We start from the raw sequence: 25,666 nt of genomic DNA on the forward strand, positions 1-25,666 counted from the left end.
GAATTTTATATACAAATAACTTATATTTTGTGAAAAAGTCGTAAAAAAAGCTTTTGAATACAATAAAAGGAGCCATCAAGAGCTCCTTTTAAAACATGTAATTCGTCGAAAAAAAATGCTGTTAAGCCTGCTTATGCCTTCCGTCAAACATGTAAATCCATAGCATTCTTGATAACCTGAAATTAAAAGCTCCTAAAAGAAATGATATAATCCCAATTGCGATTACAATATTTACGTAACTCAATCCAAAAACGAAACGTGAAATTATAAACACGCCTACCATTTCAGCAATAGTTAAAGCATAGCTTACATACATTGAACCAAAAAAGTATCCCGGTTCACGTTCAAATTTATGCCCACACTCACTGCAGTGTTCATTCATTTTGGGGATTTGAAAAAGTAAAGGGTTTCCTTTTTTTGAAAACACATGCCCTACACCACATTTCGGACATTTTTCGCTCATTATATCTGTTAACTGTGACATACTTTTTTTATTACAAATTTAGTCATGACAGAGTTTTGAATAAATAGTATATGTACTCAATAATTTGTACTTTTAGGACATTCTATTCAATTATGAAAAAAGTAAGCATATTAAATATACAGCAGTTCCATTTTGATGACGCTACCGAGGAGTTTCATACCAACACTTTAAAAGATCATTTGGTTACACGACATAAGGATATTCATTTACCACATAAACATGATTTTTATGTAACTGTTTTGTTTACTAAAGGAACCGGCATTCATGAAGTCGATTTTATGTCGTATGAGGTAAAGACAGGGGCACTGTTTTTTCTAAATCCGGGACAGACACATCACTGGGAATTGTCTGATGATACCGATGGGTATATTTTTCTTCATACACAAAGCTTTTACGATTTACACTACACTAATAACAGTTTAAGTTCTTTTCCCTTTTACTATAGTATATACAGCAATCCATGTATCCATCTAAACAATGTAATGCTTAAAGCAATATTGCCTTTTTTTGAAATGCTGCTCAAAGAATATCTTGCCAACGCCTTTTTGGCTAAAGAAATGCTTATTAGCTATATAGATATTATTTACTCTTTATCAACTCGGACTTATATTCTCAGTAATCCAGGAGTGGTAAATAATAAGGATAAATATTATAGCAAATTCAGAGCTTTTGAGGAGCTTGTGGAAAAAGAATTCAGAAATATTAAGTTACCTTCAGCCTATGCCGATATATTAAGTATAACATCTAAACATTTAAATAGGATATCACAGGAAGTGGTTGGCAAGACGGCCTCGGATGTAATAATGGAACGTGTAATACTCGAAGCTAAAAAAGAAATAATACTTCAAAAACAAGGTTTTGCTGATATTGCCTATTCTTTAGGATATGATGACTATGCTTATTTTTCCAGAATTTTTACAAAGAAAACAGGTACTACTCCATCGGCTTTTCTTAAAAGGTATTAAGCCTTGTCAACAGCTTAGGCAATCTCCTTAAAAATTGATACCTTTGCACCTTCAATTTACAAAAATGAGATTACACAGAAATTTAGTTTTTACGGTTATCGATTCACTGGGCTTTATCTTTAACGACGGCGAATATGCTGATAAAGTTGTGGCCCGTGCGCTAAAAAAAGATAAACGTTGGGGCAGCGCCGACAGAAAGTTCGTTGCCGAAACTATATATGAGATTGTGAGATGGAAACGTCTTTACATGGAAATTGCTGAAGTAAAGGATCCGTTAGATCGTGATAAATTATGGAGGATTTTTGCCGTTTGGGCGGTACTAAGAGGTATTACCCTGCCGGACTGGAAATATTTCGAAGAAACTCCTGTGCGTCGTATCAAAGGACGTTATGATGAGCTTTCTAAAATTAGAAAGTTCAGGGAGTCTATTCCTGACTGGATGGACGAACTTGGTGTAAAAGAACTTGGCGAAAAGAAATGGGAAACTGAGCTTGCAGCACAAAATGAACAGGCTAAAGTAATACTTCGGGTAAACACACTTAAAACTACCAGAGAAAAGCTTAGAGCTATCCTGATGGATTTAAACATTGATACTATAATTGAAAAGGATTATCCTGATGCACTTATCCTTAAAGAAAGAGCAAACGTATTCCTTACAGATGCCTTTAAAGAAGGATTGTTTGAAGTACAGGATGCATCGTCGCAGCTTGTAGCCCGTTTTCTTGAAGTTGAGCCGGGTATGCGTGTAGTTGATACCTGTGCCGGTGCCGGTGGTAAAACACTACACATGGCTTCGTTAATGCAGAATAAAGGTCAGCTTATTGCTATGGATCTTTATGAAAGTAAACTGAAGCAACTTAAGCTTCGTGCAAAAAGAAATAGTGCCTTTAATATTGAATACAGAATTATTGACAGCACTAAGGTTATTAAGAAACTTCATGAAAAGGCTGACCGTGTACTTATCGATGCTCCATGTAGCGGATTAGGAGTACTTAAACGTAACCCGGACAGTAAATGGAAACTTCAGCCTGAGTTTGTAGACAATATCAGAAAAGTTCAGGCAGAAGTGCTTGAAAGCTATTCTAAAATTGTAAAACCGGGAGGAAAAATGGTATATGCTACATGTTCGGTACTACCTTCAGAAAATCAGGAACAGGTTGAAAAATTCCTTAAAACTGAAATCGGAAAAGAATTTACCTTTATAAAAGACCAGAAAGTACTAGCATCAGAAAGCGGATTTGATGGTTTTTATATGGCATTGCTTGAAAGAAAGAATAAATAATATCCAACCTCCCAATCGGGAGGTTTTTTATTTTCTAACTTTGGGTATGGAAAATACGGTAAAACCAGTCAGTTTTTTTGACAGCATTGCACCTTTTGTAAAGCTTAGCCCCGTAAGCAGGCAAATAGTATTGTCTAATATGACCAAGCTTTCGCTGCCAAAAGGTCACGTACTCGTTCCTTTTGGCGGGATATGTAAAAGCGTATATTATCTTGAAAAAGGGCTTACCCGAACTTTTTACCTAAAAGACAGCAAAGAAGTTACTGAAAGATTCTGTGCCGAGAATTCATTTACCTGTTCCATGGCAGGCTACCTGACTAATACTCCAGATGGAAGACAGATTGAATTGTTAGAGCCTTCAGTCATCTGGACTATGCCTTACGAAACACTGGAAAAGCTTTATGACGAGCACCACGAGATAGAACGCCTCGGCAGGTATATCATCACAAAAGATGTTGTTGAGCTTCAAAACCGGCTTAGTAATCTGCAATTTAAATTAGCTGAAGAACGCTATACATCTCTTTTAGAAACCACCCCTTCCCTATTTCAGCGCGTGCCGCTTGGTACTATATCTTCTTATTTGGGTATTACTCAGGAAACTTTAAGCAGAATCCGGGCTAAAGTGACTTTTTGATATTTGTCAAAGGAAAATATTTGGCAACCATTCAAATTTGTGGTATTAAAAACAACCACAAATGGAACCAAAAACTTTTTACAAAATTCGCTTTACCGACTGTGATTCTTTCAAACACCTGCATAATTCGGGCTATATAGATTATATGCTTAATGCACGTGAAGATCATCTCAAAGATTTTCATGATATCAGTATGACAATGCTTTATGAAAAAGGCTGTGGCTGGATGGTAAATAAACATGAGATAGTATATCTTGCTCCAGCCCTGTACAATGAAAATATCTGTATTAAGTCCTCACTTATAAAACTTTCTGACGATACCTTATTGGTAGAAATGTCTATGTGGAATGAGCAGGAAACACAGCTTAAAGCCCTGTTATGGACAAAATTTATACATGTAAATATGCAGACAAGCAAGCGTGATAAACATCCCGATTGGTTTATCCAGCTTGCGAAACCCATTGAAAACACAACATTGCAGGAAGTCAATTCGCTTAACGAAAGACTTGCGATGCTTGTAAGGAGATAGTGTTAGTCTCCCCTATTTTAAATTGTGACTCCCGGGAAATCGGGAGTTTTTTATTTATACTAAATTCCTTTTACATTATTATTGTCCTCCAATGAAAGAATTGAAGTTTATACTTGTGGATAATTAATCGACTAATATAACATCTTCAAACCTCTTTGTTATTTCTATTTTATTAAATAAACAATTTTATCGCTACATCGTTGTAGTATTGACAATTTATATACCTTTACAGGCTGCAAATAAACTATCTTTACAAGAATTGCTGTAAACTGCTATGAACGAATGTATTTCCGTTTTTGATATGCTCAAAATTGGTGTGGGGCCATCCAGTTCTCATACCCTTGGGCCTTGGCGTGGTGCCGAACGCTTTTTGAAAGAACTTCGCGAAGAAGGTATTTTTGATACGGTAAACCGTGTTAAGGTAGACCTTTATGGTTCTTTATCCCTTACGGGGAAAGGCCATGCAACTGACCTTGCTGTTATGCTTGGTCTTAGCGGTGCTGATCCTGAATATGTACCTATTGATAGTATTTCATCTATCATAGATACGATAAGTATATCATACCAGCTTAATCTGGGTGGGGAAAGAACAATTCCTTTCTTTATAAATACAGATATCGTTTTCAATAAAAACTTCCTGCCTTTCCATGCTAATGGTTTTATGTTTACTGCATATACCGAAGATGGACAGGAATATGAATCTACATTCTATTCTATTGGTGGTGGTTTTGTGGTTAAGGAGGAGCGTACAAATGCAAAAGAAAACGCGATTATAAAATGTGCCTTCCCTTTCCCTATTGATAAGGCTGATGAACTTTTGGCTTATACCAGGACTGAAAACAAAAGTATTTCAGAAATTGTGTATGAGAATGAAAAATCCATACGTACTGAAGAAGAGATTCACCATGAATTAATGCGTGTATGGGATACCATGCTTGAGTGTATGTATACAGGATGCCACACAGGAGGTATATTGCCGGGTGGATTGAATGTACGCCGCAGGGCTTTTGATATGCACCAAAACCTTATCGGCGAATTGCCATACAACTCGCCTCAGGAATGGTTAGAGGTGATTCGTAAAACGGAGGTTAAATTCCGCCAGATATTAAAATGGGTAAGCTGTTTTGCTCTTGCTGTAAACGAAGTAAACGCTGCGCTTGGTCGTGTTGTAACTGCTCCTACAAATGGTAGTTCGGGTGTAATACCGGCTGTATTGATGTATTATATGGTAATTGAAAACCATGATGCAGACGAAAGCCACATCAAGCAATTCCTTATGGTTGCTGGTGAAGTTGGAAGTATCTTTAAAAAAGGTGCTACTATTTCTGCCGCAATGGGGGGATGCCAGGCTGAAATTGGCGTATCATCAGCAATGGCTGCTGCAGCGCTTTGTGAAGTTATGGGAGGTACGCCTGAACAATGTCTTATGGCTGCTGAAATAGCCATGGAGCATCATTTAGGTATGACATGTGATCCTATTGGCGGACTGGTTCAGATACCATGTATAGAGCGTAACACAATGGGAGCTATCAAAGCCATAAATGCCGCCGAGCTTGCTCTTGAAACCGATCCGAAAAATGCTAAAGTGCCATTGGATAAAGTTGTAAATACTATGTGGCAAACAGCTCAGGATATGAATAATAAATACAAAGAAACATCAGAAGGTGGTCTTGCTGTAACTGTCAACAATGCAGATTGTTAACTTTTGTTATTTAAAGTATAAAAATAGCCGAATAATAGCGGCTATTTTTATTTTCTTCTTGTATCAATTATGTAAATGATCTTCCAAATATCTCCTTCCTTAAATAGCTGAAATGAATTCGCACCTTTATGACTTAGTTTTCCGTTTATATAAAATTCATAAGGTGTCCAAACATGAGCCATTACTCCGTCAATCTGAATCTTATAATCAAGCAGCCTCTCCTCTATTTTCATTGTTTTAGGTATTGAAGCAATCGATTTATAAAACTCATCCATGGGTTCGTTGTGAAGTTTCGTCATTCCATTTTTCTCTGAAACAGACTGAAGGATTAGATCTTTACAAACTGATTTAATTTTTATAGTGTCAGCGCTTTGAAGCCCTTCGAAAAAAGTTGCTATACTTTTCTTAATTTCAGCTTCCTGAGCAACAGTGATTTGTATGCCGAACAGCAACAGGGCTACAATAATTTTTTTCATGATTTGATTGGTTTTATTATTAGTAGTATAAATTGTATTTCGTTACACAAGACTAATAAAATTAGAAGTTTCGGGTTATTATTGGCTCAATTCATTAATTTTACATTTCTAAAAACAAAAACTATGTCTGTTGCTAAAAAAGATTATAAAAGAATCACTACAAGATCACTGATTGAAATGAAGGCTAATGGAGAGAAAATCTCTATGCTTACTGCTTATGACTTCACTATGGCCCGCATTGTTGATGCAGCCGGTGTTGATGTTATTCTTGTAGGGGATTCAGCATCAAACGTGATGGCTGGTCATGAAACAACATTGCCAATTACTCTGGATCAGATGATTTACCACGCCTCTTCAGTAGTACGTGCTGCCAACAGGGCACTTGTGGTAGTAGATTTACCCTTTGGAAGCTACCAGTCAGATCCTAAAGAAGCATTAAGGTCGTCTATTCGTATAATGAAAGAAAGCGGAGGGCATGCTGTAAAACTGGAAGGTGGAAGCGAAATTAAAGATTCAATAAAAAAGATATTAAATGCAGGTATCCCTGTAATGGGACACCTTGGGTTAACTCCGCAATCAATATATAAATTTGGAACATATACTGTTCGCGCAAAAGAAGAAGCGGAAGCTGAAAAACTGATTGAGGATGCTAAAATGCTGGAGAGAGTTGGCTGTTTTGCAGTAGTTCTTGAAAAAATACCTGCACAATTAGCTCAGAAAGTAGCGGAAAGCATTTCCATACCTGTTATTGGTATTGGTGCCGGAGGTGGTGTTGATGGCCAGGTTTTGGTTATTCATGATATGCTTGGAATGAATAATGAATTTAGCCCTCGTTTCCTTAGAAGATATATGAATCTTTATGAAGGAATGACAACTGCGATTTCACAATATTCTCAGGATGTAAAATCGAAAGATTTCCCTAATGCGAATGAATCGTATTAATGATGAAAATCGTTTCAGATAAAACCAACCTTCAGGTTCTTTATGAAGACAATCACATTATTGTGGTTAATAAACGTGTGGGTGATATTGTACAGGGAGATAAAACCGGTGACAAGCCCCTTAGTGAAGTAGTAAAAGAATATATTAAGGACAAGTATAACAAACCCGGAGACGTGTTTTTAGGTGTTGTACACCGATTAGACAGGCCTACTACCGGTATTGTTTTGTTTGCCCGTACTTCAAAGGCTTTGACACGCTTAAATGAATTGTTCAAAAACCGTGAAACCAAGAAGACCTATTGGGCGGTAGTTAAAAACAAGCCGTCCCAAAAATCGGCTACGTTGGTTCATTACCTAAAACGTAACGAAAAAACCAACACTTCTAAAGCTCATATTAAAGAAGTACCTGATAGTAAACAGGCAAGTTTAGATTATACTATAATTAAAGAGCTAAATAATTATACAGCTTTGGAAATTAATCTGCATACAGGAAGGCATCATCAGATACGTTCGCAACTGTCAGCTATTGGCTCTCCTATCAAAGGAGATCTAAAATATGGTTTTGACAGAAGTAACCCAGATGGTGGGATACATCTTCACGCCCGGAAATTGAAATTTATCCATCCTGTTTCTAAAGAAAACATTGAAATAACAGCTCCGGTCCCCGATGATGTTATCTGGAAAGCAATTTAAAGTTATCATTTCAACGATAATTAATATATGAATAAAATACCCAAATCTGGTTATTTTTTTTTGGTTAATATTTTTTAATATTTGTATGCATTTTAACACTATGCCACAAGGAGAATAACTTTTTAACTTTTGTTATGTAGTCATTTTAAAGATATAATATAAACAAATAATCAATTACCCTATATGAAAAGACCATTACTATTTATTTTTACTCTCTTAAGTACAGGACTTTATGCCCAGGAACATTTTTCGGGTATTAATACTTCCAGAAGGACTGGTATTATTAACGCAGTGGTCAATCCGGCTGAACTGACTAATCTAAAAAATGATCATGAGGTTAACGTATTGAATTTAAGCGTCAATGTTTCTAATAATAAGGTTAAAATGAGTGATCTCTTCGATAGCGATACTGATTTTGAAGAATTAATTTTTTCAGGCAGTGAGCCTGTAAATATGAGTACCGATGTCGAAATACTTGGGCCTGCTTATGCATTTAAACACGAAAAATGGGCTTTTGCGGTCACTACTGCTGCTAAAATAAAAGCTAATATTATTGATGTTAGCCCGGAATTAGGTCGAGCATTAACAACCGACCCTACTATTACCGACGCTGTAGATATTATCAATACAAACTATAACCAACGTGTTTCCGGTACTGCATGGGGAGAAATTGGTTTTTCTGTAGCAAGGGATATTTACGTAACTGAAGAACACAAAATTTCCGGAGGAGTAACTTTTAAACTGTTATTCCCTGGATCGTATGCAAATATGTCTGCTGATCAATTTAAAGGTAGAGTTACAATCGGTACTGATGTAGTGAATCATCCTGAAAATGTTGGTGATATGGTATTAAAAGATGGTGAAGCAAACCTAAACTTTGCTTATTCCGGTTCATTAGCAAATGGTTTTAATGATATGAGTAATTTTACTGATTTCTTTGCAGGTGGCCTGAATGGTTTTGCTGCAGATCTGGGTTTCAATTACCGTTGGAAAGATGTTAATTCTGATGATAATGGCTATAAACTTAATGCAGGTGTATCGGTTAGAAACCTTGGTAAAATGACATTTAAAGATGATAATAATGTTTCAAACAATTATACATTAGCAATGCAACCTGGTGATGAGTTAAACCTTAGCCAGTTTGAAGATGTAGAAACCATTGAAGAAGTTGAAGATCTTTTACTTCAAAGCGGTTTAGTTACTCTTGATGAAACAAACAGGGATTTCAAAGTAAAATTGCCATCTGTATTATCAGTATATGGAGATGTAAAAGTTTACAACCAATGGTATGTTACTGGTTTCCTTCAGCAAAAGCTGAATAAAGCGAATAATAATGCTCAGATTGCGGTCCAGAATGTTTTTACAGTAACCCCGAGATATTCTACAGAAAAATTTGAAGCATATGTTCCATTCTCAACTAATGAGATATCTGGTTTCACAACAGGTGTAGGATTCCGCGTAGGTGGATTTTATATGGGATCAGGTTCAGCAATTACGGCTTTAATAAGTGATTCAAAACAAGTTGATGCTTATCTTGGATTCCGTTTCGGATTCTAAAACTGAATAATTTTATTTTAAAGCCGTATCAAACTGATATGGCTTTTTTATTTTGCTAATTCTTTGTAAAAGAATATTACGAATGAAATTTATTAATTAACTTCATTAAATAAAATCATTATTGTATGAAATGGTCAGGAAGAAGGCAAAGCGATAATATGGAAGATCGCCGCGGCATTTCCGGAGGAAAATTAGTTGCCGGAGGTGGTGTAATAGGTGTTATTATATTACTTATCAATATGTTTATGGGTGGCGATAATTCAGCCATATTAAATGATATCAATAACCAGATACAGCAACAAAGTGCATCTTCCGGTGAACCTGTTGAACTTAGTGCCCATGACAAGGAAATGGGAGAATTTGTTGCAACAGTGCTTGCTGATACTGAAGATGTTTGGGGTAAAATTTTTGCTGAAAACGGCATGACTTATGAAGAACCAAAACTTGTGCTTTTCCGCGATGCTGTTCAGACCGCCTGTGGAGGAGCATCTTCCGCATCAGGGCCGTTTTATTGTCCTTCAGATCGTAAGGTATATATGGACTTGGCATTTTTTGATGAACTACAAAATCGTTTTGGTGCTAAAGGTGGAGATTTTGCAATTGCCTATGTTATTGCGCATGAAATTGGTCACCACGTTCAGACGCTATTGGGAACGTCTTCTAAAATGAGACAGCTTCAGGCACAAACTGATGAAGCCGGTGCTAACAAACTATCAGTAAAACTAGAGCTGCAAGCTGATTTTTATGCAGGTATATGGGCGCATTATGACCAAAAAATGCATGATATCCTTGAAGAAGGTGATATAGAAGAAGCTTTAAGTGCTGCAAACGCAGTAGGTGATGATGCGATTCAGAAACGTATGCAGGGTCATGTAGTCCCCGACTCTTTTACGCATGGCAGTTCAGAACAAAGAAAGTATTGGTTTAAAAAAGGATTTGAAACCGGAGATATAAATCAGGGAGAATTTTCAACTATAAAATAAAAAAGAACAATGTTAATTGTTCTTTTTTGCATTCATTATCTGCCACTGGTCATTTAAGTACTTTACCTTATTTACTTCTTTTGTTATAGATTCCAGCTCATCTTCATAATCTGGATCTTCCATTCCTGCAGCATCAAGGTCGGCTGCTCTTTCCAGCAAATTTTCCATCACCGGCTTTAATTTCTCCTGAACTATTTGTGGCATTTCACTAAATAGTTCTTCTAATTGCTGTTTTATCATAATCTCTTCGGTTTTATATTATTAACCTAACCATCCATCCCTGTCAAGGCTTCTGTATTGTATGGCTTCGGCTATATGATGTTGTTGTACATTTTCAGAGGCTTCCAGATCGGCAATAGTACGCGATACTTTTAAAATCCTGTCATAGGCCCTTGCAGAAAGATTAAGCCTTTCCATAGCGGTTTTAAGCAGTTGTAGTGAAGTTTCATCCAGTTCGCAATATTCACGTATTTGCTTTGTGTTCATTTGCGCATTATAGTGTACATTCTCAAGATGCGCAAAACGCATTGTCTGTAACTCTCGGGCTTTAGTTACACGCTGACGAATTTCTACACTACTTTCAGCTTTTTGCTTATCAGAAAGCTTCTCAAAAGGTACAGGTGTCACTTCAATATGAATATCGATCCTGTCTAACAAAGGACCTGATATTTTACTTAAATAGCGCTGCATTTCATGTGGTGAAGAACTTACAGGCGCATCAGGATCATTAAAATAACCTCCCGGACTTGGGTTCATACTTGCTACAAGCATGAAAGATGATGGATAGGTAATTGTGAATTTTGCCCTTGAAATGGTTACTTCCCTGTCTTCTAAAGGCTGGCGCATAACTTCAAGTACTTCACGTTTGAATTCTGGAAGCTCATCAAGAAATAATACACCATTATGAGCCATTGATATTTCACCGGGTTGGGGATAACTCCCCCCTCCTACCAATGCTACATTTGAAATCGTATGGTGTGGACTTCTAAATGGGCGTTGATTCATTAGTCCGCCTTCCTTGACCTTTCCTGCCACACTATGAATTTTGGTTGTTTCCAGTGCTTCTTTCAAGGTCATTGGAGGTAAAATGCTTGGCAATCTTTTAGCCAGCATTGTTTTTCCTGCTCCCGGTGGTCCTATAAGTATTATATTATGACCACCTGCAGCAGCAATTTCCATGCAACGCTTTATTGACTCCTGTCCTTTTACATCGCTAAAGTCAAATTCAGGAAAATCAAGCGTTTTGTAGAATTCCTCACGTGTATCAAAAACAGTAGGTTTTAAATCGCCTCTTCCTTCAAGGAAATCAATAACCTCAAGAACATTTTCTACTCCGTAAACCTCAAGACCGTCAACAATTGCCGCTTCTTTTACGTTTTGTTTTGGCAAAAAGAAACCTTTGAAGCCTTCTTCCCTCGCTTTTATTGCTATTGGCAGCGCTCCTTTTATAGGTTGAAGGCTACCATCAAGAGACAATTCGCCCATAATAACGTATTTATCCACTTCATCAGAAACAATCTGTCCCGAAGCAGCAAGTATACCTACAGCAAGCGTTAAATCATAAGCAGAACCTTCTTTGCGTAAATCGGCCGGAGCCATATTGATTGTAATTTTCTTTCCGGGTAACTGGTATCCGTTATTTTTAAGTGCAGCAGCTATTCGGTAACTACTTTCTTTAATAGCACTGTCAGGAAGGCCTACGAGGTGATACCCTACTCCTTTGTCAATATTGACTTCAATAGTAATAGTGGTAGCTTCTACACCAAAAACGGCACTACCAAAGACTTTTATCAGCATATAATTTATTTTGAATGGCGTATATAATTCTATTTTAAAATCTTATTTCTTACAACAGCCATCAAGACTTTCGTAAGCAACTACATCAGCTTTTATATCATCAGCATCGTAGCCCAATTTACTGATAGCAGTTTTTATTTTAGTAAGATCTGTTTTCCTGGAATTGTAAACTACTTTAATTGTCATTGCTTTTTCATCAAGCGTAATCATCTGTACCCCTTTTTCTTTAAGTAATGTTTTTTCCAGCCGGTCTCCACAAGATTCACACGCCTTACAATGATCACAATAAATAGCGGTTTTGATTACAGCCGTTTGGGTAGTTTTTTGTTTTGGCTCCTGGGCATTTGCACTTGTAAAACTTAGTACAATGATAAGGATAGTAGAGAATACTTTAATTACATTTTTCATTGAAATAAATTGATTTGGTTTAAAAATCGAAAATACGGAATTAAACGCAACTCTTAAAGTCCATCTAAAAATAAAGAAACAAATTTCTTTAATCGAAAATTACTCCTTAATTTTAAGGAAATTTATAACACCAATTATATAACACATGGGACTATTTAATGCCATTATGGGCAATGCTTCAGCTGTAGATACTGAAAAAATCCAAGGAGAATTCCAGCCAATGCTTATTGAAGGAGAGAAGATTGAAAAAGCCTTTAAATTAATAAGAGATATGTTTGTTTTCACTAATAAAAGGCTAATATTAGTTGATAAACAAGGTCTTACCGGTTCAAAAGTTGATTATCAGTCAATTCCTTATCACAGCATAACTAAATTTTCAAAAGAAAGCGCCGGTCTGCTTGATTTGGATGCTGAATTGAAGATATGGGTACGTGGTGAAGCAATGCCTATAAAAAAGCAGTTTGGTAAAGACAATAATATCAATGAAGTTTATATGATTTTGAGCCAACATATTCTATAACCCATCATCTAAACTTTTTTTTATATAATATTTTAGCCAAAACACCTAAAGTTTTGGCTATTTTTTTCACACATATGACAGAAAACACATTAGTAATTATTGGAGGTGATGCTGCCGGGATGTCTGCAGCATCAAAGGTTAGACGTTCGCAGCCTGAAAGGAAAATTATTGTCTTTGAAAAATCGGCCTATACTTCATACTCTGCGTGCGGAATTCCATATTTTATATCTGAAACGGTCAAATCGATTGATGAACTTGTTGTGCGTAGTCCGGAAACATTTAGGGAAAAGTATAATATCGACGTGAGGACAATGCATCTGGTAATGGAAGTTGATACCCAAAACAAGAAAATAAAAGTTCTTGACAAAGAAAGAAATGAAGAGTTTTGGCAGCTTTATGATCAGTTACTAATAGCAACAGGAGGAAAATCATATTGTCCGGATATAACTGGTAAAGATGCCGAAAATGCTTTTGGCGTTTCGACACTTAAAAGTGGAATTAATATTGAAAAATTTATAGAAGAAAAAAAGCCTCAGTCTGCCGTAATCATTGGTGGAGGATATATTGGACTTGAGATGGCTGAAGCCTTACTTATAAGAGGTCTTAAAGTATCAATCATCAATCGCGGTAAGCAACTGATGAATACCCTTGATCCTGATATGGGTGAAATGGTTTCTGAAGCAATGCAGAAACTTGGGATAACGGTTCATTGTGAGGAAGAGTTAAAAGCATTTCAGTTAGATGGCAATACCATTAGTGCTGTAATAACCAATAAACAATCGATTCCTGCTGACATAGTTGTTTTTGGGATGGGAAGCGCTCCAAATACTGATTTTTTAAAAGATTCCGGAATTGAGCTTGGCGTCAGGAATGCCATAAAAGTAAATTCTCAGATGCAAACCAATATAAAAGATGTCTGGGCAGCGGGAGATTGCGCTGAATCACTACATCTGATTAGTCATAGACATACTTATATAGCATTGGGGACAATCGCTAATAAAACAGGAGTCGTTGCAGGGAGCAGTATTTCCGGAGAAAATCCACATTTCCCCGGTGTTGTAGGAACCGCTGTTTGCAAAATCTGCAGCTATGAGGTTGCACGAACAGGACTGCTTGAAAAAGATCTGAAAGAGCTCGGAATAGAATATGTAAAAGGCACCATTAAAAGCAGAACGAGGGCTCATTATTATCCTAAATCTAAAGATATCACAGTGAAATTATTAGCTGAGAAAAACAGTGGCAGATTATTAGGTGGGCAGATTATCGGAGAAGAAGGTGCTGCAAAACGCATAGATGTATTAGCAACGGCTCTTACTCATAACCTGACGCTTCAAAATATAATTGATCTTGATCTTTCATACGCTCCACCCTTCTCACCTGTTTGGGATCCGGTACAAACAGCTGCCAGAAAACTAATAAATGATGTTTAAACTGATTTTTAATAACATTATTTTATAATACTTTCACCATTAAGATTTGTTGTTAGTACATCACTCATATAATCAAAGTAAGGGCGCATTGCTACAAAGGTTTTAAAAACTTCGTTATTGAAACTCTTATCCAGCACTTCTGCGTCTGTAAATTTCCTCACAGCCAAAAACTGTTTTTTCCTAATCAGGTCAATTGCTTTATGACTTTTGTCAAAATCTTTTGGAGCAGTCTTTAGCTCTTCTCCTCTAATGGTTCCAAAATACTTTTTAAAATCAGATGAATTTATGATTTCACGGATCTCACTGTCATCAAGCTCAAATTCTTTCCTTATCCTTTTAAGGTCTTCTGCATTGGGCATCCAGAAGCCTCCCTCAACGAAACAATTCCCAGGTTCCAAATGAATATAGTAACTTCCTCTGAAAAAGGGTTTTGTTCGTGAATACCATGCTCCCAAATAATTTTTATAAGGAGATTTGTCCTTTGAAAAGCGTACATCCCTGTATATTCTATACATCTGGATATTTTCTATTGAATCTGATTTTTGCAATTGATTTCCAATTTCATTAAAGAAAAACTTAGCCTGTTTTTCAATTTTCTGGAATTCAGTTTTATTAGCAGTAAACCATTCGCGATTGTTATTCTTACTTAGTAAGTTTAAAAAATCTAAAATTTCTTTTGAAACCATTACTCAGCAGTTTTTGGAACAAAAACCAGTACGGCTTCATCACCAGAATATAAAACAAGGTTTTTATCTTCAATTTTTGCTTTGTCAGCTTTTGAAAGAATTTTTAAGTATTCATCTTCAGCAACTCCCTGACAAAACATTTTTGTAGACATCATTTGACCTAAGCCTAATTTTCCATCAGCATCCACCGTATAAGAACCTCCATACTGATTACATCCTCCATTACCGGAAACCTTATTATCAGCAGTAAAAGTTATATTAGGCAGTTTATTAGGAAACTTAGATTTTAGGGTATTATTACCATTCATTGCTGACAGCACCCAGCCTGAAGATACTAAAGCATCTTTAGAGACTGTACCTTTAGTACATTTGCAACCTGTCATAACTAATGTGGCAAAAAGCACATAAAAAGCAAATATTAGTTTTTTCATCTGATTCAGATTTTGGTATGAGAATCAAATTTAAGAACAAAAAACGCTGAAATAAAATCTTTAGTAAAATTTTAAAGAAGTCCGTTATATTTACGCACAAACCATTCAGTTGCAAGGGTTATTGCAAGTAAAACAAGTATCCAGATCCAGTCAATTAAAGGAGACTTTTTAGTAATAACTTTCTGAATCGCTTTATAGCTGTCATTCGCAAGCAGCATTTCAATCAGTTTATCTGAGTTGTCCGGGTAAAATACTTTTCCATTTGTAGTAGCCGCAACTTGCTGAAGCCTTGTAAGGTCTGGATTTACAAATTGTTTTTCTATCTCGAAATCAAGCACCTCAAACGAACCATTATAGCTGGTTTTAGATGTGTTTTCGTTTACTGTAAAGCTATATAGCCCGGCATTAAGACCGTCAAGATTTACCTTATATTCTCCCGATCCCTTTAAAAAATCGTATGTTTTAGATGTGTTATCTTTTTTATTCTTTAGCTGGATAGTCAATCTTGCATTTTCATCAAATTCATAATTCTTATTGAAATACTGAGCTGATATTGGAATAACTTCACCTGAATTGTAAAAACTTTCATGAGTAACAACCAATGATTTCCTTTTTGAATTAGAAGCGAGATATTGAATTGTCTTATCAATAAAAATATCAAATTGCTCAAAAGATTTTGTATTCAAATGACTCTCAAGTCTCCATTTCCAAATATTTTCTCCTAAAATAAATGCATTTCGTGAGGGTCCCGTTTCTGAAAACACCATTAGCGGGCTATCCATTTTTACATTCCTTATTCTTGCCTGCAAAAGCGCGTTTGCATTAGACTTAAGAGTAACCGTTCCATAAGGGTTCTCCAACGGAGGAAACTGCTCGAAACCGATATTGTCTATCGCAAATGAATTGAATCCTGTAACAAAATCTGCAAGATAGTCTTCACTTTGAGATGTCATTTTGAAGCTAAGTACATTTTGAGATTGATTCAGCAAACTAAAATCAGTGCTCAGTCCCGTAATGATAAGTGTATTTAATCCGGCATTTTTATTTTGTTCAAGTATAGTCTTAAAGGATGCATCAGGCTGGTATAAAACAAGTACATTATAATCCTGAAGTGATTTTACATCTGCAGGTTTAAGAATAGTTACTTTACGCTGCTGATTGGTTTCGATGGCACGTTTGAGCGCTCCAAGATCCGGATGATTAATCGATGAAACTATTGCAACTTCAGAGCGCTGATCAATAATTTCAACAGCAAAATTCTTAATGTTGTTATAGCGGTTCTTCTCCGTTTCAGAAGAAGTGATTTGAGCCTTAAAGGTCTTCACTCCTACTTTATCAGCATCCAGCAATAATGATAACGAAATCGCTTTTTTGTCTTTTGAAAAGCTTACATTCTGTTTATAAAGTACCGAATTTCCCTGAGTAATATTAAACACACCATTAACAGGTTTATTTCCGCTATACTGCAAAAAAACTTCAACAGGGAATTTATTCTTTAAGAAAGCATACTTATTAACATTAACCTGATTTACTTTCAAATCAAGAAAAGTCGTCGTATCACCTAACACCAACGGATATACCGCAGTATTTTCTCTAAAACTATACACGTAATCATTACCTATGGTCTGATTACCATCAGTAAGCATTACAACAGGATAGTTCGTATTCCTGTAAAGTTGTTTAAGATTTTGCGCAGCCTGATCTATATGGGTTTGTTTTCCTTTAAAATTTAAAGAATCAGCATTTTCAAAACCATCTGCGAAACTATATAGCTGCACATCATATTTCTCTTTTAGCGACTTATTGTCTGCTAACTTCTCAGAAATCAGCTTTGCAATGCTGTCAGCTCTGAGTTCTTTAATAGACTGCGAATTATCAACAAGTATAGGTAGCGGAGTTTTTACTGTTTCAAGGTCTTTTGTTGTTATAACAGGATTGATTAAAAGCAAAAAGACCAAGAAGAATGCGATAAAACGAAGAAAAGCCAAAAGGTAGTGCAATCGCCCTGTCTTTTTGGCTTTAAAAATATATTGGTAAAACGACAATCCAAAGGCTGCAAATGCAGATAATACTAACAATAAAATTGTAGATGCAGTCATTTTAAATTATCAGGTGTTTTACGAATTTAGTTTATTAAGTTTATTATGTTAGCATACCGCCATCTACGTTAAGTGTCTGACCGGTTACATAAGCTGACATATCTGAAGCAAGGAAAAGACATGCATTAGCAACATCTTCAGTAGAACCTCCTCTTTTTAACGGAATACTTTCAGCCCATCCTTTTACAACATCTTCAGGAAGCTTTGCGGTCATTTCTGTTTCTATAAAACCGGGAGCGATTGCATTACAACGAATGTTTCTCGAACCTAGCTCTAATGCGATAGATTTAGTAAATCCAAGTACACCAGCTTTAGAAGCAGCATAGTTAGATTGCCCTGCATTTCCTTTTACACCCACAACAGAGCTCATATTAATGATAGATCCGTGACGTTGTTTTAGCATCGGTCTTTGAACAGCTTTGGTCATGTTGAAAACTGATTTAAGGTTTACCTCAATCACTTTATCAAAATCTTCTTCAGAAATACGCATCAACAGATTATCTTTAGTGATACCTGCATTGTTTATAAGAATATCAATGGCGCCAAATGTTTCAAGAACATCGTCAACTAGCTTTTGAGCTTCATCAAATTTTGCTGCATCAGACTGATAGCCTTTTGCCTGGACACCATAACCTTTAAGTTCTTCTTCAAGTTGTTTTGCTGCTTCTGCAGATGCACTGTAAGTAAAAGCCACATTAGCACCATGCTTAGCAAAAACTACAGCAACACCTCGGCCAATACCACGACTTGCACCAGTTATAATTGCCGTTTTTCCTTCTAATAATTTCATAATTTGTTTCAGTTTGTTTCTTTACAAAGTGACAAATATAGCAAAATGTTTATTGTTTAAAAGGAGTCGTTTTTTGTTTTTTACCTTAATTATCTTAATTAAATTTGTAATACATTCATTTAAAATCATCAACCATGCAAACCATATCAGGATTAAGAACCGTTGTACATAAAGTAAGCGATATTAATAAAGCAAAGAATGGTACGCAAAGGCCTTTAATACAGAGCCTTATTTTGACCAGCCTTTTTATGTTGGCTTCAATATTGCGAGTTATGAATTAGGCTTACAGCCCGATGATAATATTAAAGGTGATAATATTGTTACATATTGGGGAATTGAAACATTAATAATGAATATGAAAGATTTCTGAGCTTAGGAGCCATAGAATATGAGAAACCACAAAATGTCGGAGGAAAAATTATTGTTGCCTCAGTAAAAGATCCATGGGATAACATCATAGGATTAATCTACAGCTTGGAATTTAAACTTCCCTGATATGAAAACAGAACCCATAATCCGCTTTACCAAAGACGGTAAAGAAATCATAATTCGGGAAGCTACCGAAGAAGATGCCGCTGAATTGATTGGGCTCAAAAAAAGTTACATTAAAAATACCATGAGCATTCCTTTATATGAATTTGAATATAAAAACGATATTCAGATGGAAAAAGAATGGATAAACCGATTTACCAATGAATCTAACAGTCTTTTATTCGTAGCTGAGCACGAGAATAAACTCATTGGTAACATTGATCTTAATGGCAACCAACGTAAAAAGTTATTTCACACCGGTATGATTGGCATGGGGATAGCTTATCAATGGCAGAACAAAAAAATTGGAAGTTTTTTAATGGACAGCTTAATCAATTGGGCTACATCAAAATCTCAATTACGCATCATCTGGCTTGAAGTATATAGTACAAATATTGGAGGTATTAAGCTTTATGAGAAATTTGGATTTGAGCAATGCGGGCTGATAAAAAACTTCTTTGAAGAAGAAAATCCGGCAGACAAAATCACAATGGTAAAACATTTGTAAAAACAGCTTTATCCCCTATTTATATTATTCAAGCTTTCTCGATTAAAAATTTCGTTACACGAAATTTCCTTTTCGCTTCAAATTAAAGGATTAACTATTAAAATTTTACTAAAACATACCTTTCGAAACGTGGCTTTTTCGTAAATTCAGCATATAAATCGGTTAAAAATTGTAAAAGCCATGAAAAAAGAAATCAAATTAAAAAACGAGAGCGACATGAAATACGTAAAATTTATCCTGGCGGCCTTGGCTGGTTTTGGGCTTGTAAAATTCTTCGGTTATATAACTGAAGCTGAATTTGACGAAGAAGGTGATTTTGATGTTTATGACGAAGACGAATATCCTCTTTTTGTCTAATCAACAACAAAATAACTAAACCACAATAAGCACTCCGAAAGGGGTGCTATACCCTTTTAAACCTATTCAATTCTGAATTTAAAATCGAACTATTTAACGAAAAAATATTGATTTTAAGCCCTTTACCAAACAAAAAGTTAAAGCGTGAAACTTTAAGATAACCTTAGGAAAGCTTTGGTTTTACAATAGTTAACTTAGTGGATATAATAAAAATCAGAGCCTTATAAGGTTCAATAAATATCTATTAAAAAGTAAAGCTATGAGTAACAAAAAAATGATTTTAGGTATTGCAGCGGGAGTTGCAGCCTTAGCAGTTGTGGGTATCATCCTTAAAAGAAGAGGACATTTAGATGGCATCATCGGTAAAGCTGAAGAGTTGGGAAGCGATCTTGCTGATAAATATTCTAACATTAAAGAATCTGCACGCAAAAAATTTGATGAAGTTGTAGAAAAAGGTGGCGAAATTGCAGACAAATTAGCGTCTCACGCTGATAAAGCAGTTGATACCGCAAAAACAACACCTACAGCAAGAGCATAATTTTAATTGCTTACTTAATAAAAGCTCCTTATTCTAGAATAAGGAGCTTTTATTTTTTACATTTATATAAAAATAATGGCTATGAAATATAATATCTTACTGCTTTCAGGTTTAATTGCATTAATCATAGCCTGTAGCTCCAAAAAAAAAATAGCTTCCGATAATAAACATTTAAGTGAAATCAGCTCGAAAAATGATACCGTACGTATTGCAAATGATTCTCTTGAGTATGAGATAATAATTATTGATCCGGGGTTTAATTCCTGGCTTGCATCCCGTGCCAAACCAAGAGGATTTTACGGACAGCCTTATCTTGAGAATAAAAACAGGTTTTGGGTCAACGAATGGAATGCCCGTGCTATGAATCCTCAGCGCTTTGGAGAACTTTACCAAATGCAGATAGACTATAAACCACAAATAAATTATGGATATGAAGTAAACTACCTTCTTTACAATTATCTTGTTTTCTTTCAGGTAACTAATAACCAAAAACTAGGTGGAATAATCCCACAATAGAATAAATTTATAATTTGGAATAATTATAAATAATACTCTTAAAAGCTTGCTAAGCAAGACCAAAACCGGTATATTTGCTACTTTAATAGCCGAAATGGGAAATTTAAAACAGCGTTGGGGAATTACAAACAATTTTCAGTTTGTTATAATATTAATTGTTTTTGCACTTACAGGATCTACATCAGCTTACCTGGCTAAACCTGTATTAGCCTGGATAGGAATTACAAGGGATACATTTTCGCCTTTGCTCTATTGGCCTCTTTATGTTGTGCTAATCTTCCCTATCTATCAGGTATTATTATTATCTTATGGATTTATATTTGGCCAATTTAAATTCTTCTGGTGGTTTGAAAAGAAAATGCTGAAATCATTAGGGCTTGGTTTCCTTTTTAAAAACGAAAAGCCCTCTGAATAGAGAGCTTTTAATATCACATCTAAAATCAATTACGATTTAAGTTTCGACTTATAATTCTTTTTAAGCTTATCCAGCTTAGGTGTAATGACTGCTGAACAATACGGCTGATTAGGATTTTGAGCATAATAATCCTGATGGTAATCTTCCGCAGGATAGAACACTGACGCCTTACTTATCTTTGTAACAATCTTTTTATCGTAAATATGCTGATCTGCCAGCAATTTGATAAAGTTTTCTGCTGCCAGTTTTTGCGCTTCTGAAGTATAAAAAATCTCACTTCGATATTGCGTACCAACATCAGCACCCTGCCTGTTTAAAGTTGTAGGATCGTGAGTTGCAAAAAATATTTCAAGTAAATCCTCATAGGCCACTTCATCAGGATTAAATTCAATTTTTATTGCTTCGGCATGACCTGTATTACCGGTACAAACTTCTCTGTAAGTAGGGTTTTCGGTCTTACCTCCAATGTATCCTGAAGTAACCTTTTCAACACCTTTCAGATCAGTAAAAAATGCTTCTGTACACCAAAAGCAACCGCCTGCAAAAATTGCAGTTTCCGTTTTTTTGTTATCCATTTTTAAATCTCCTTCTTTAGATTTTATAATCCCTGTTTCAGGACTTTGTTTCGACTGGCACGACAAGGAAACTAATGCCAACACGACTACAAGTATATTTTTCATATTTTATTCATCTAAGTTAATGATATAAGCTTTTTATGAAAAAACATTAACCATGTTTTAAAATATACATACGAAATATTGTGCCAAAAAAGATTTATTATCTTTTAAATTGTTTGTTTCTTTGTGAAAAACGAACATTGATGATACAGGCTTCAAACATTCATAAATATTACGACAAACTTCATGTTTTAAAAGGTGTTGATCTCCATATCAAAAAGGGTGAAATCGTCTCTATAGTCGGAGCATCAGGTGCAGGAAAAACCACATTGCTGCAAATATTAGGTACACTTGATAAACCAGGCAAAGAAACCGGCACAAGCCTTATTATCAATAATGAAGATGTTCTTAAAATGAAGGATAAAGCCCTGTCTAAATTTCGTAACCTTCAACTTGGATTTATTTTTCAGTTTCACCAACTCCTACCAGAATTTACGGCATTAGAAAATGTTTGTATACCAGCATATATTGCAGGAAAGCCAAAGACGGAAACGGAAACTGAAGCAAAGCGTCTTTTAGAATACTTAGGCCTGTCACACAGGATTGACCATAAACCGGGGGAGCTTTCAGGAGGTGAACAACAGCGTGTTGCGGTTGCCAGAGCACTAATAAACAAACCTGCTGTAATATTTGCTGACGAACCATCTGGAAACCTGGACACTGCTTCTGCAGAAAACCTACATCAGCTATTCTTTAAACTTCGTGACGAAATGGGGCAAACCTTTGTTATTGTTACCCACAACGAAGAATTGGCTAATATGGCAGACAGGAAGCTTGTTATGAGTGACGGACAAATTGTTAGTACTGTTGATTCGGTTATTCGTTGATTTGGTTATTTGTTTTTACATATAAGTAACCCTACTTTTGTCCCATGGAAATGAAAATGAATGCCGATGAGCTACGCTCATTCCTTGACGAAAAAGTAATTCAATACAACAATCAGGATTTTATAGATACCGATCCTGTACAGATACCACACTTATTTACTCAAAAAGAAGATATTGAAATTGCCGGATTTCTGGCTGCTACCATAGCGTGGGGTAACAGAAAGATGATAATCAACAACGCCAAAAAGATGGTGAACCTGATGGGAAACAGTCCGTATGATTTTGTGATAAATCATAAAGAACATCATCTTGATGATTTAGAAAATTTTGTTCATCGTACATTTAACGGTTCTGACTTCACTACATTCATTAAGGCACTCCAAAATATCTACAAAAATCACAACGGACTGGAAGCCGTTTTTGCCAAACATCAGCAAAAGGAAGGCATGCAGAAAGCCATACACGAGTTCAAAAAGGTTTTCTTTGAGATAGAACATCAAAACCGAACTCAAAAACACGTTTCCGATCCTTTAGTCGGTTCTGCGGCTAAACGTATCAACATGTACCTGAGATGGATGGTACGTAACGACAATGCAGGTGTAGACCTTGGTATCTGGAAAAGTATTTCTACTTCTACCCTATCATGTCCTCTTGATGTGCATTCCGGAAATGTAGCCCGAAAGTTAGGAATTCTTACCCGAAAGCAAAATGATGCAAAAGCATTGCACGAACTTGATACCCAGTTACGCTTTATGGATCCTAATGATCCAGTAAAATATGATTTTGCGCTTTTCGGCCTTGGAGTATTTGAAGGGTTTTAGTCTTAAACCTTTGCTCCATTTAACTTGCTGTTTTTCCTACTGAATCCAAAGTAAATAGCAAGACCTATCAATAACCACACAGAGAAGTATATCCAGTTCCATACACTAAGCTGTGCCATCATGTAAAGACAACAAACAAGTCCTAAAAGAGGTATAAGAGACAGATTTTGTCTAAAAGACCATACAGCTAAAAACACTAGTGTAATAAGGAAAATCCACATAGGTATTTTATGTTTGAATAAAGCAAAACCACTCTCATATTTCAGGTTCTCAGACAAAGGGAGAGAATCTACCATTGCTTTATATTCTGTTGGATTATCCTCATAACTGCTAAGGATATGTTCAAGATCCTGATTTTCTGTGGTAGTATCATGAATATTAACTTTCAACAAATAATCATATACTGTTTTTGCCTCCTGTTCAGACAATGATGTCACTATTGTTGAAGGGCCATTAATTTCTTTATCGTTATTAATGAAAGACATTGTTGCTTCATTATTATAAATAAACGAAAATACTATGCCGGCAATAAGTAATAACGGAAATATAAATTTTGAGTTTACATAAGGAGTTTTGAACTTACCTCTCGGAATATCGTGCTTATTCTGTAAAACCAATACACCGGCACAAACAAGTACAAAGGCGAATAATGTCCCAATACTACATAAATCCGTAACAGTAGTAAGATTAAGAAAAAGTGCAGGAATAGCCACTACAAAACCGGTAACTATGGTTGCATACGAAGGAGTTTTAAATTTTGGATGCACCCTTGAGTATCTTTTAGGAAGTAATCCATCCCTGCTCATACTCATCCATATACGTGGCTGCCCCATTTGAAACACTAACAGAACACTTGCCATAGCAACTACAGCACTAACTGCTATAATACCAGACATCCATTTAAGGTCTAATTTCCCAAATACAAATGCAAGAGGGTCACCTACATTCAATTCGTTGTATCGTACCATTCCTGTAAGTACCAAGGCGATAAGAATATAAAATATCGTACAGATAATAATAGCCCACATCATCCCCCTTGGCAGGTCACGCTGAGGATTTTCACATTCTTCAGCCGTAGTGGAAATTGCATCAAAACCAATATAAGCAAAGAAAACTGCCGATACTCCTTTAAGAACACCTGCCGCACCGTTAGGCGCAAAAGGATCCCAGTTGTCTACGTCTACATAAAATACACCTACAGCAATAACCAAAAGAATAATACACAATTTTATAACTACCATAAGGTTACTTGCGTTTCGTGATTCTTTCATTCCTCGGTATACTAAAGCCGTTATGAGCACTATAATCAATAAAGCTGGTAAATCAGCTACAAGATGTAATGAACCAATAGTTGGAGCATTAGTATAAGCTTCGTAAGCAGTTTTAAGTCCTGCGTCAAGATTCTCAAAAGTTTTCCCCCCCTGCATTAATGCCATCGCTTCGTGATAACCATTAGAAGCGCTCAGGTAATCCATTTGTATCCATTGCGGTAAATGTATTCCCCCACTATCGAGCAATCCAGTAAAATAATCACTCCATGATATCGCGACTGTGACATTTCCAATTGCATATTCCATAATAAGTGCCCAACCAATTATCCAGGCTACAATTTCACCAAAAGCAACATATGAATAAGTGTAAGCACTTCCTGAGACAGGTACCATAGAGGCAAATTCTGCATAAGCGAAGGCTGCAAAACCACAGGCAATTGCTGTAAATAAAAATAAAAAGATTACTGCGGGTCCGCCATCGGCACTTGCTTTGCCTATTGTACTGAATATTCCTGCACCAATTATAGCAGCAATACCAAAAGCAGCAAGGTCTTTAACCCTTAAATGCCTACCCAATGACTGATGTCCATCATTATTATCTACCTGATTTAATATATCCTGAACATTCTTTTTTCTGAATAAATCTTTTAATGCCATTTGGTTAGGTGTAATTTTTAAAATGCTTTATTAATGCAGTTAACAAATATATAAACTTAATCTAAAAAAGAAAGTGCAGATTAGAGAATTCATGACTCTTTATCCCGCTTAATGCGTATAGGCTTTTTCTATTCGAACATA

29 protein-coding genes are annotated in these 25,666 nt (G+C 35.8%); 18 read left to right on the top strand and 11 right to left on the bottom strand.

Features of this window, described 5'->3' with window-relative positions:
- Positions 1 to 121: 121 nt before the first annotated feature.
- A complete protein-coding gene (locus ACFSR3_RS12540) occupies positions 122 to 484 on the bottom strand; it encodes a DUF983 domain-containing protein (RefSeq protein ID WP_379821384.1) in 363 nt (120 codons plus the stop codon).
- A gap of 92 nt (positions 485 to 576) precedes the next feature.
- Between ACFSR3_RS12540 and ACFSR3_RS12545 the strand changes: the two genes are divergently transcribed.
- From ACFSR3_RS12545 to ACFSR3_RS12565, 5 genes are all read left to right on the top strand, one after another.
- Positions 577 to 1,449 (top strand): AraC family transcriptional regulator, encoded by an 873-nt coding sequence (locus ACFSR3_RS12545; RefSeq protein ID WP_379821386.1) that lies wholly within the window; start codon positions 577 to 579, stop codon positions 1,447 to 1,449.
- 64 nt (positions 1,450 to 1,513) lie between these two features.
- Positions 1,514 to 2,731: an RsmB/NOP family class I SAM-dependent RNA methyltransferase gene (locus ACFSR3_RS12550; RefSeq protein WP_114756674.1), complete on the top strand. Its 1,218-nt coding sequence runs from the start codon at positions 1,514 to 1,516 to the stop codon at positions 2,729 to 2,731.
- Between the two features lie 46 nt (positions 2,732 to 2,777).
- The gene (locus ACFSR3_RS12555; RefSeq protein WP_379821387.1) at positions 2,778 to 3,365 is read left to right on the top strand and encodes a Crp/Fnr family transcriptional regulator; all 588 of its coding nucleotides are present in this window, start codon (positions 2,778 to 2,780) and stop codon (positions 3,363 to 3,365) included.
- Between the two features lie 61 nt (positions 3,366 to 3,426).
- Entirely contained in the window at positions 3,427 to 3,894 is a 468-nt protein-coding gene (locus ACFSR3_RS12560; RefSeq protein ID WP_379821389.1) for an acyl-CoA thioesterase, read from the top strand.
- A gap of 274 nt (positions 3,895 to 4,168) precedes the next feature.
- The gene (locus ACFSR3_RS12565; protein ID WP_379821390.1) at positions 4,169 to 5,596 is read left to right on the top strand and encodes an L-serine ammonia-lyase; all 1,428 of its coding nucleotides are present in this window, start codon (positions 4,169 to 4,171) and stop codon (positions 5,594 to 5,596) included.
- 47 nt (positions 5,597 to 5,643) lie between these two features.
- On the opposite strand, the gene ACFSR3_RS12570 is transcribed toward ACFSR3_RS12565, so the two are convergent.
- Positions 5,644 to 6,072, bottom strand: coding sequence for a nuclear transport factor 2 family protein (locus tag ACFSR3_RS12570; protein ID WP_379821391.1), 429 nt, complete (start codon positions 6,070 to 6,072; stop codon positions 5,644 to 5,646).
- A gap of 123 nt (positions 6,073 to 6,195) precedes the next feature.
- On the opposite strand from ACFSR3_RS12570, the gene panB reads away from it, so the two are divergent.
- From panB to ypfJ, 4 genes are all read left to right on the top strand, one after another.
- The gene (gene panB / locus ACFSR3_RS12575; protein WP_379821393.1) at positions 6,196 to 7,014 is read left to right on the top strand and encodes a 3-methyl-2-oxobutanoate hydroxymethyltransferase; all 819 of its coding nucleotides are present in this window, start codon (positions 6,196 to 6,198) and stop codon (positions 7,012 to 7,014) included.
- 2 nt (positions 7,015 to 7,016) lie between these two features.
- Positions 7,017 to 7,706 (top strand): RluA family pseudouridine synthase, encoded by a 690-nt coding sequence (locus ACFSR3_RS12580; protein ID WP_379821593.1) that lies wholly within the window; start codon positions 7,017 to 7,019, stop codon positions 7,704 to 7,706.
- 183 nt (positions 7,707 to 7,889) lie between these two features.
- Positions 7,890 to 9,263, top strand: coding sequence for a hypothetical protein (locus ACFSR3_RS12585; protein ID WP_379821394.1), 1,374 nt, complete (start codon positions 7,890 to 7,892; stop codon positions 9,261 to 9,263).
- Positions 9,264 to 9,388: 125 nt separating this feature from the next.
- Entirely contained in the window at positions 9,389 to 10,246 is an 858-nt protein-coding gene (gene ypfJ, locus ACFSR3_RS12590; protein ID WP_379821396.1) for a KPN_02809 family neutral zinc metallopeptidase, read from the top strand.
- Positions 10,247 to 10,258: 12 nt separating this feature from the next.
- On the opposite strand, the gene ACFSR3_RS12595 is transcribed toward ypfJ, so the two are convergent.
- From ACFSR3_RS12595 to ACFSR3_RS12605, 3 genes are read right to left on the bottom strand one after another with little or no spacing between them, the layout of a single operon-like run.
- Complete coding sequence (locus tag ACFSR3_RS12595) at positions 10,259 to 10,486, bottom strand: hypothetical protein (RefSeq protein WP_379821398.1); 228 nt, start codon at positions 10,484 to 10,486, stop codon at positions 10,259 to 10,261.
- Positions 10,487 to 10,507: 21 nt separating this feature from the next.
- Entirely contained in the window at positions 10,508 to 12,043 is a 1,536-nt protein-coding gene (locus ACFSR3_RS12600) for a YifB family Mg chelatase-like AAA ATPase (RefSeq protein WP_379821399.1), read from the bottom strand.
- A 42-nt stretch (positions 12,044 to 12,085) separates the two neighbouring features.
- Positions 12,086 to 12,451, bottom strand: coding sequence for a cation transporter (locus ACFSR3_RS12605; protein ID WP_379821401.1), 366 nt, complete (start codon positions 12,449 to 12,451; stop codon positions 12,086 to 12,088).
- 145 nt (positions 12,452 to 12,596) lie between these two features.
- Here ACFSR3_RS12605 and ACFSR3_RS12610 point away from each other — a divergent pair, with 145 nt between their 5' ends.
- On the top strand, positions 12,597 to 12,971 hold the full coding sequence (locus tag ACFSR3_RS12610) for a PH domain-containing protein (protein WP_199509035.1): 375 nt from the start codon (positions 12,597 to 12,599) through the stop codon (positions 12,969 to 12,971).
- Positions 12,972 to 13,045: 74 nt separating this feature from the next.
- Positions 13,046 to 14,401, top strand: coding sequence for an FAD-dependent oxidoreductase (locus ACFSR3_RS12615; RefSeq protein WP_379821403.1), 1,356 nt, complete (start codon positions 13,046 to 13,048; stop codon positions 14,399 to 14,401).
- A 17-nt stretch (positions 14,402 to 14,418) separates the two neighbouring features.
- Here ACFSR3_RS12615 and ACFSR3_RS12620 read toward each other — a convergent pair whose 3' ends face one another.
- The 4 genes from ACFSR3_RS12620 to fabG all read right to left on the bottom strand — a co-directional run bounded on the left by ACFSR3_RS12620 (position 14,419) and on the right by fabG (position 18,407).
- A complete protein-coding gene (locus tag ACFSR3_RS12620; protein ID WP_379821405.1) occupies positions 14,419 to 15,087 on the bottom strand; it encodes a DUF2461 domain-containing protein in 669 nt (222 codons plus the stop codon).
- Positions 15,087 to 15,518, bottom strand: a complete 432-nt coding sequence (locus ACFSR3_RS12625; protein ID WP_379821406.1) for an META domain-containing protein — start codon at positions 15,516 to 15,518, stop codon at positions 15,087 to 15,089. Before ACFSR3_RS12625 ends, ACFSR3_RS12620 begins: the two co-directional genes overlap by 1 nt.
- A 71-nt stretch (positions 15,519 to 15,589) precedes the next feature.
- Complete coding sequence (locus tag ACFSR3_RS12630; protein ID WP_379821409.1) at positions 15,590 to 17,617, bottom strand: hypothetical protein; 2,028 nt, start codon at positions 17,615 to 17,617, stop codon at positions 15,590 to 15,592.
- Positions 17,618 to 17,660: 43 nt separating this feature from the next.
- The gene (gene fabG / locus ACFSR3_RS12635) at positions 17,661 to 18,407 is read right to left on the bottom strand and encodes a 3-oxoacyl-[acyl-carrier-protein] reductase (protein WP_379821411.1); all 747 of its coding nucleotides are present in this window, start codon (positions 18,405 to 18,407) and stop codon (positions 17,661 to 17,663) included.
- Positions 18,408 to 18,903: 496 nt separating this feature from the next.
- Between fabG and ACFSR3_RS12640 the strand changes: the two genes are divergently transcribed.
- The 5 genes from ACFSR3_RS12640 to ACFSR3_RS12660 all read left to right on the top strand — a co-directional run bounded on the left by ACFSR3_RS12640 (position 18,904) and on the right by ACFSR3_RS12660 (position 21,272).
- Positions 18,904 to 19,446 carry a GNAT family N-acetyltransferase gene (locus tag ACFSR3_RS12640; protein ID WP_379821412.1) on the top strand — a complete coding sequence of 181 codons (543 nt, stop codon included), beginning with the start codon at positions 18,904 to 18,906 and terminating at the stop codon, positions 19,444 to 19,446.
- Between the two features lie 180 nt (positions 19,447 to 19,626).
- The gene (locus tag ACFSR3_RS12645; protein ID WP_169519184.1) at positions 19,627 to 19,803 is read left to right on the top strand and encodes a hypothetical protein; all 177 of its coding nucleotides are present in this window, start codon (positions 19,627 to 19,629) and stop codon (positions 19,801 to 19,803) included.
- Positions 19,804 to 20,062: 259 nt separating this feature from the next.
- Positions 20,063 to 20,341 (top strand): hypothetical protein, encoded by a 279-nt coding sequence (locus ACFSR3_RS12650; RefSeq protein WP_379821414.1) that lies wholly within the window; start codon positions 20,063 to 20,065, stop codon positions 20,339 to 20,341.
- 81 nt (positions 20,342 to 20,422) lie between these two features.
- Positions 20,423 to 20,857 (top strand): DUF6146 family protein, encoded by a 435-nt coding sequence (locus ACFSR3_RS12655; RefSeq protein ID WP_379821416.1) that lies wholly within the window; start codon positions 20,423 to 20,425, stop codon positions 20,855 to 20,857.
- Between the two features lie 94 nt (positions 20,858 to 20,951).
- On the top strand, positions 20,952 to 21,272 hold the full coding sequence (locus tag ACFSR3_RS12660; RefSeq protein ID WP_114756962.1) for a DUF6787 family protein: 321 nt from the start codon (positions 20,952 to 20,954) through the stop codon (positions 21,270 to 21,272).
- A 29-nt stretch (positions 21,273 to 21,301) separates the two neighbouring features.
- On the opposite strand, the gene msrA is transcribed toward ACFSR3_RS12660, so the two are convergent.
- Positions 21,302 to 21,847, bottom strand: coding sequence for a peptide-methionine (S)-S-oxide reductase MsrA (gene msrA, locus ACFSR3_RS12665; protein WP_379821595.1), 546 nt, complete (start codon positions 21,845 to 21,847; stop codon positions 21,302 to 21,304).
- A 245-nt stretch (positions 21,848 to 22,092) separates the two neighbouring features.
- Here msrA and ACFSR3_RS12670 point away from each other — a divergent pair, with 245 nt between their 5' ends.
- Complete coding sequence (locus ACFSR3_RS12670; protein WP_379821418.1) at positions 22,093 to 22,776, top strand: ABC transporter ATP-binding protein; 684 nt, start codon at positions 22,093 to 22,095, stop codon at positions 22,774 to 22,776.
- Between the two features lie 56 nt (positions 22,777 to 22,832).
- Positions 22,833 to 23,597, top strand: a complete 765-nt coding sequence (locus ACFSR3_RS12675; protein ID WP_379821597.1) for a TIGR02757 family protein — start codon at positions 22,833 to 22,835, stop codon at positions 23,595 to 23,597.
- A 2-nt stretch (positions 23,598 to 23,599) separates the two neighbouring features.
- On the opposite strand, the gene ACFSR3_RS12680 is transcribed toward ACFSR3_RS12675, so the two are convergent.
- Positions 23,600 to 25,525, bottom strand: a complete 1,926-nt coding sequence (locus tag ACFSR3_RS12680; RefSeq protein ID WP_379821420.1) for an amino acid permease — start codon at positions 25,523 to 25,525, stop codon at positions 23,600 to 23,602.
- Positions 25,526 to 25,666: the final 141 nt, after the last annotated feature.

Source organism: Flavobacterium suzhouense, from assembly GCF_042684765.1.
GTDB classification, from domain to species: Bacteria; Bacteroidota; Bacteroidia; order Flavobacteriales; family Flavobacteriaceae; genus Flavobacterium; species Flavobacterium suzhouense.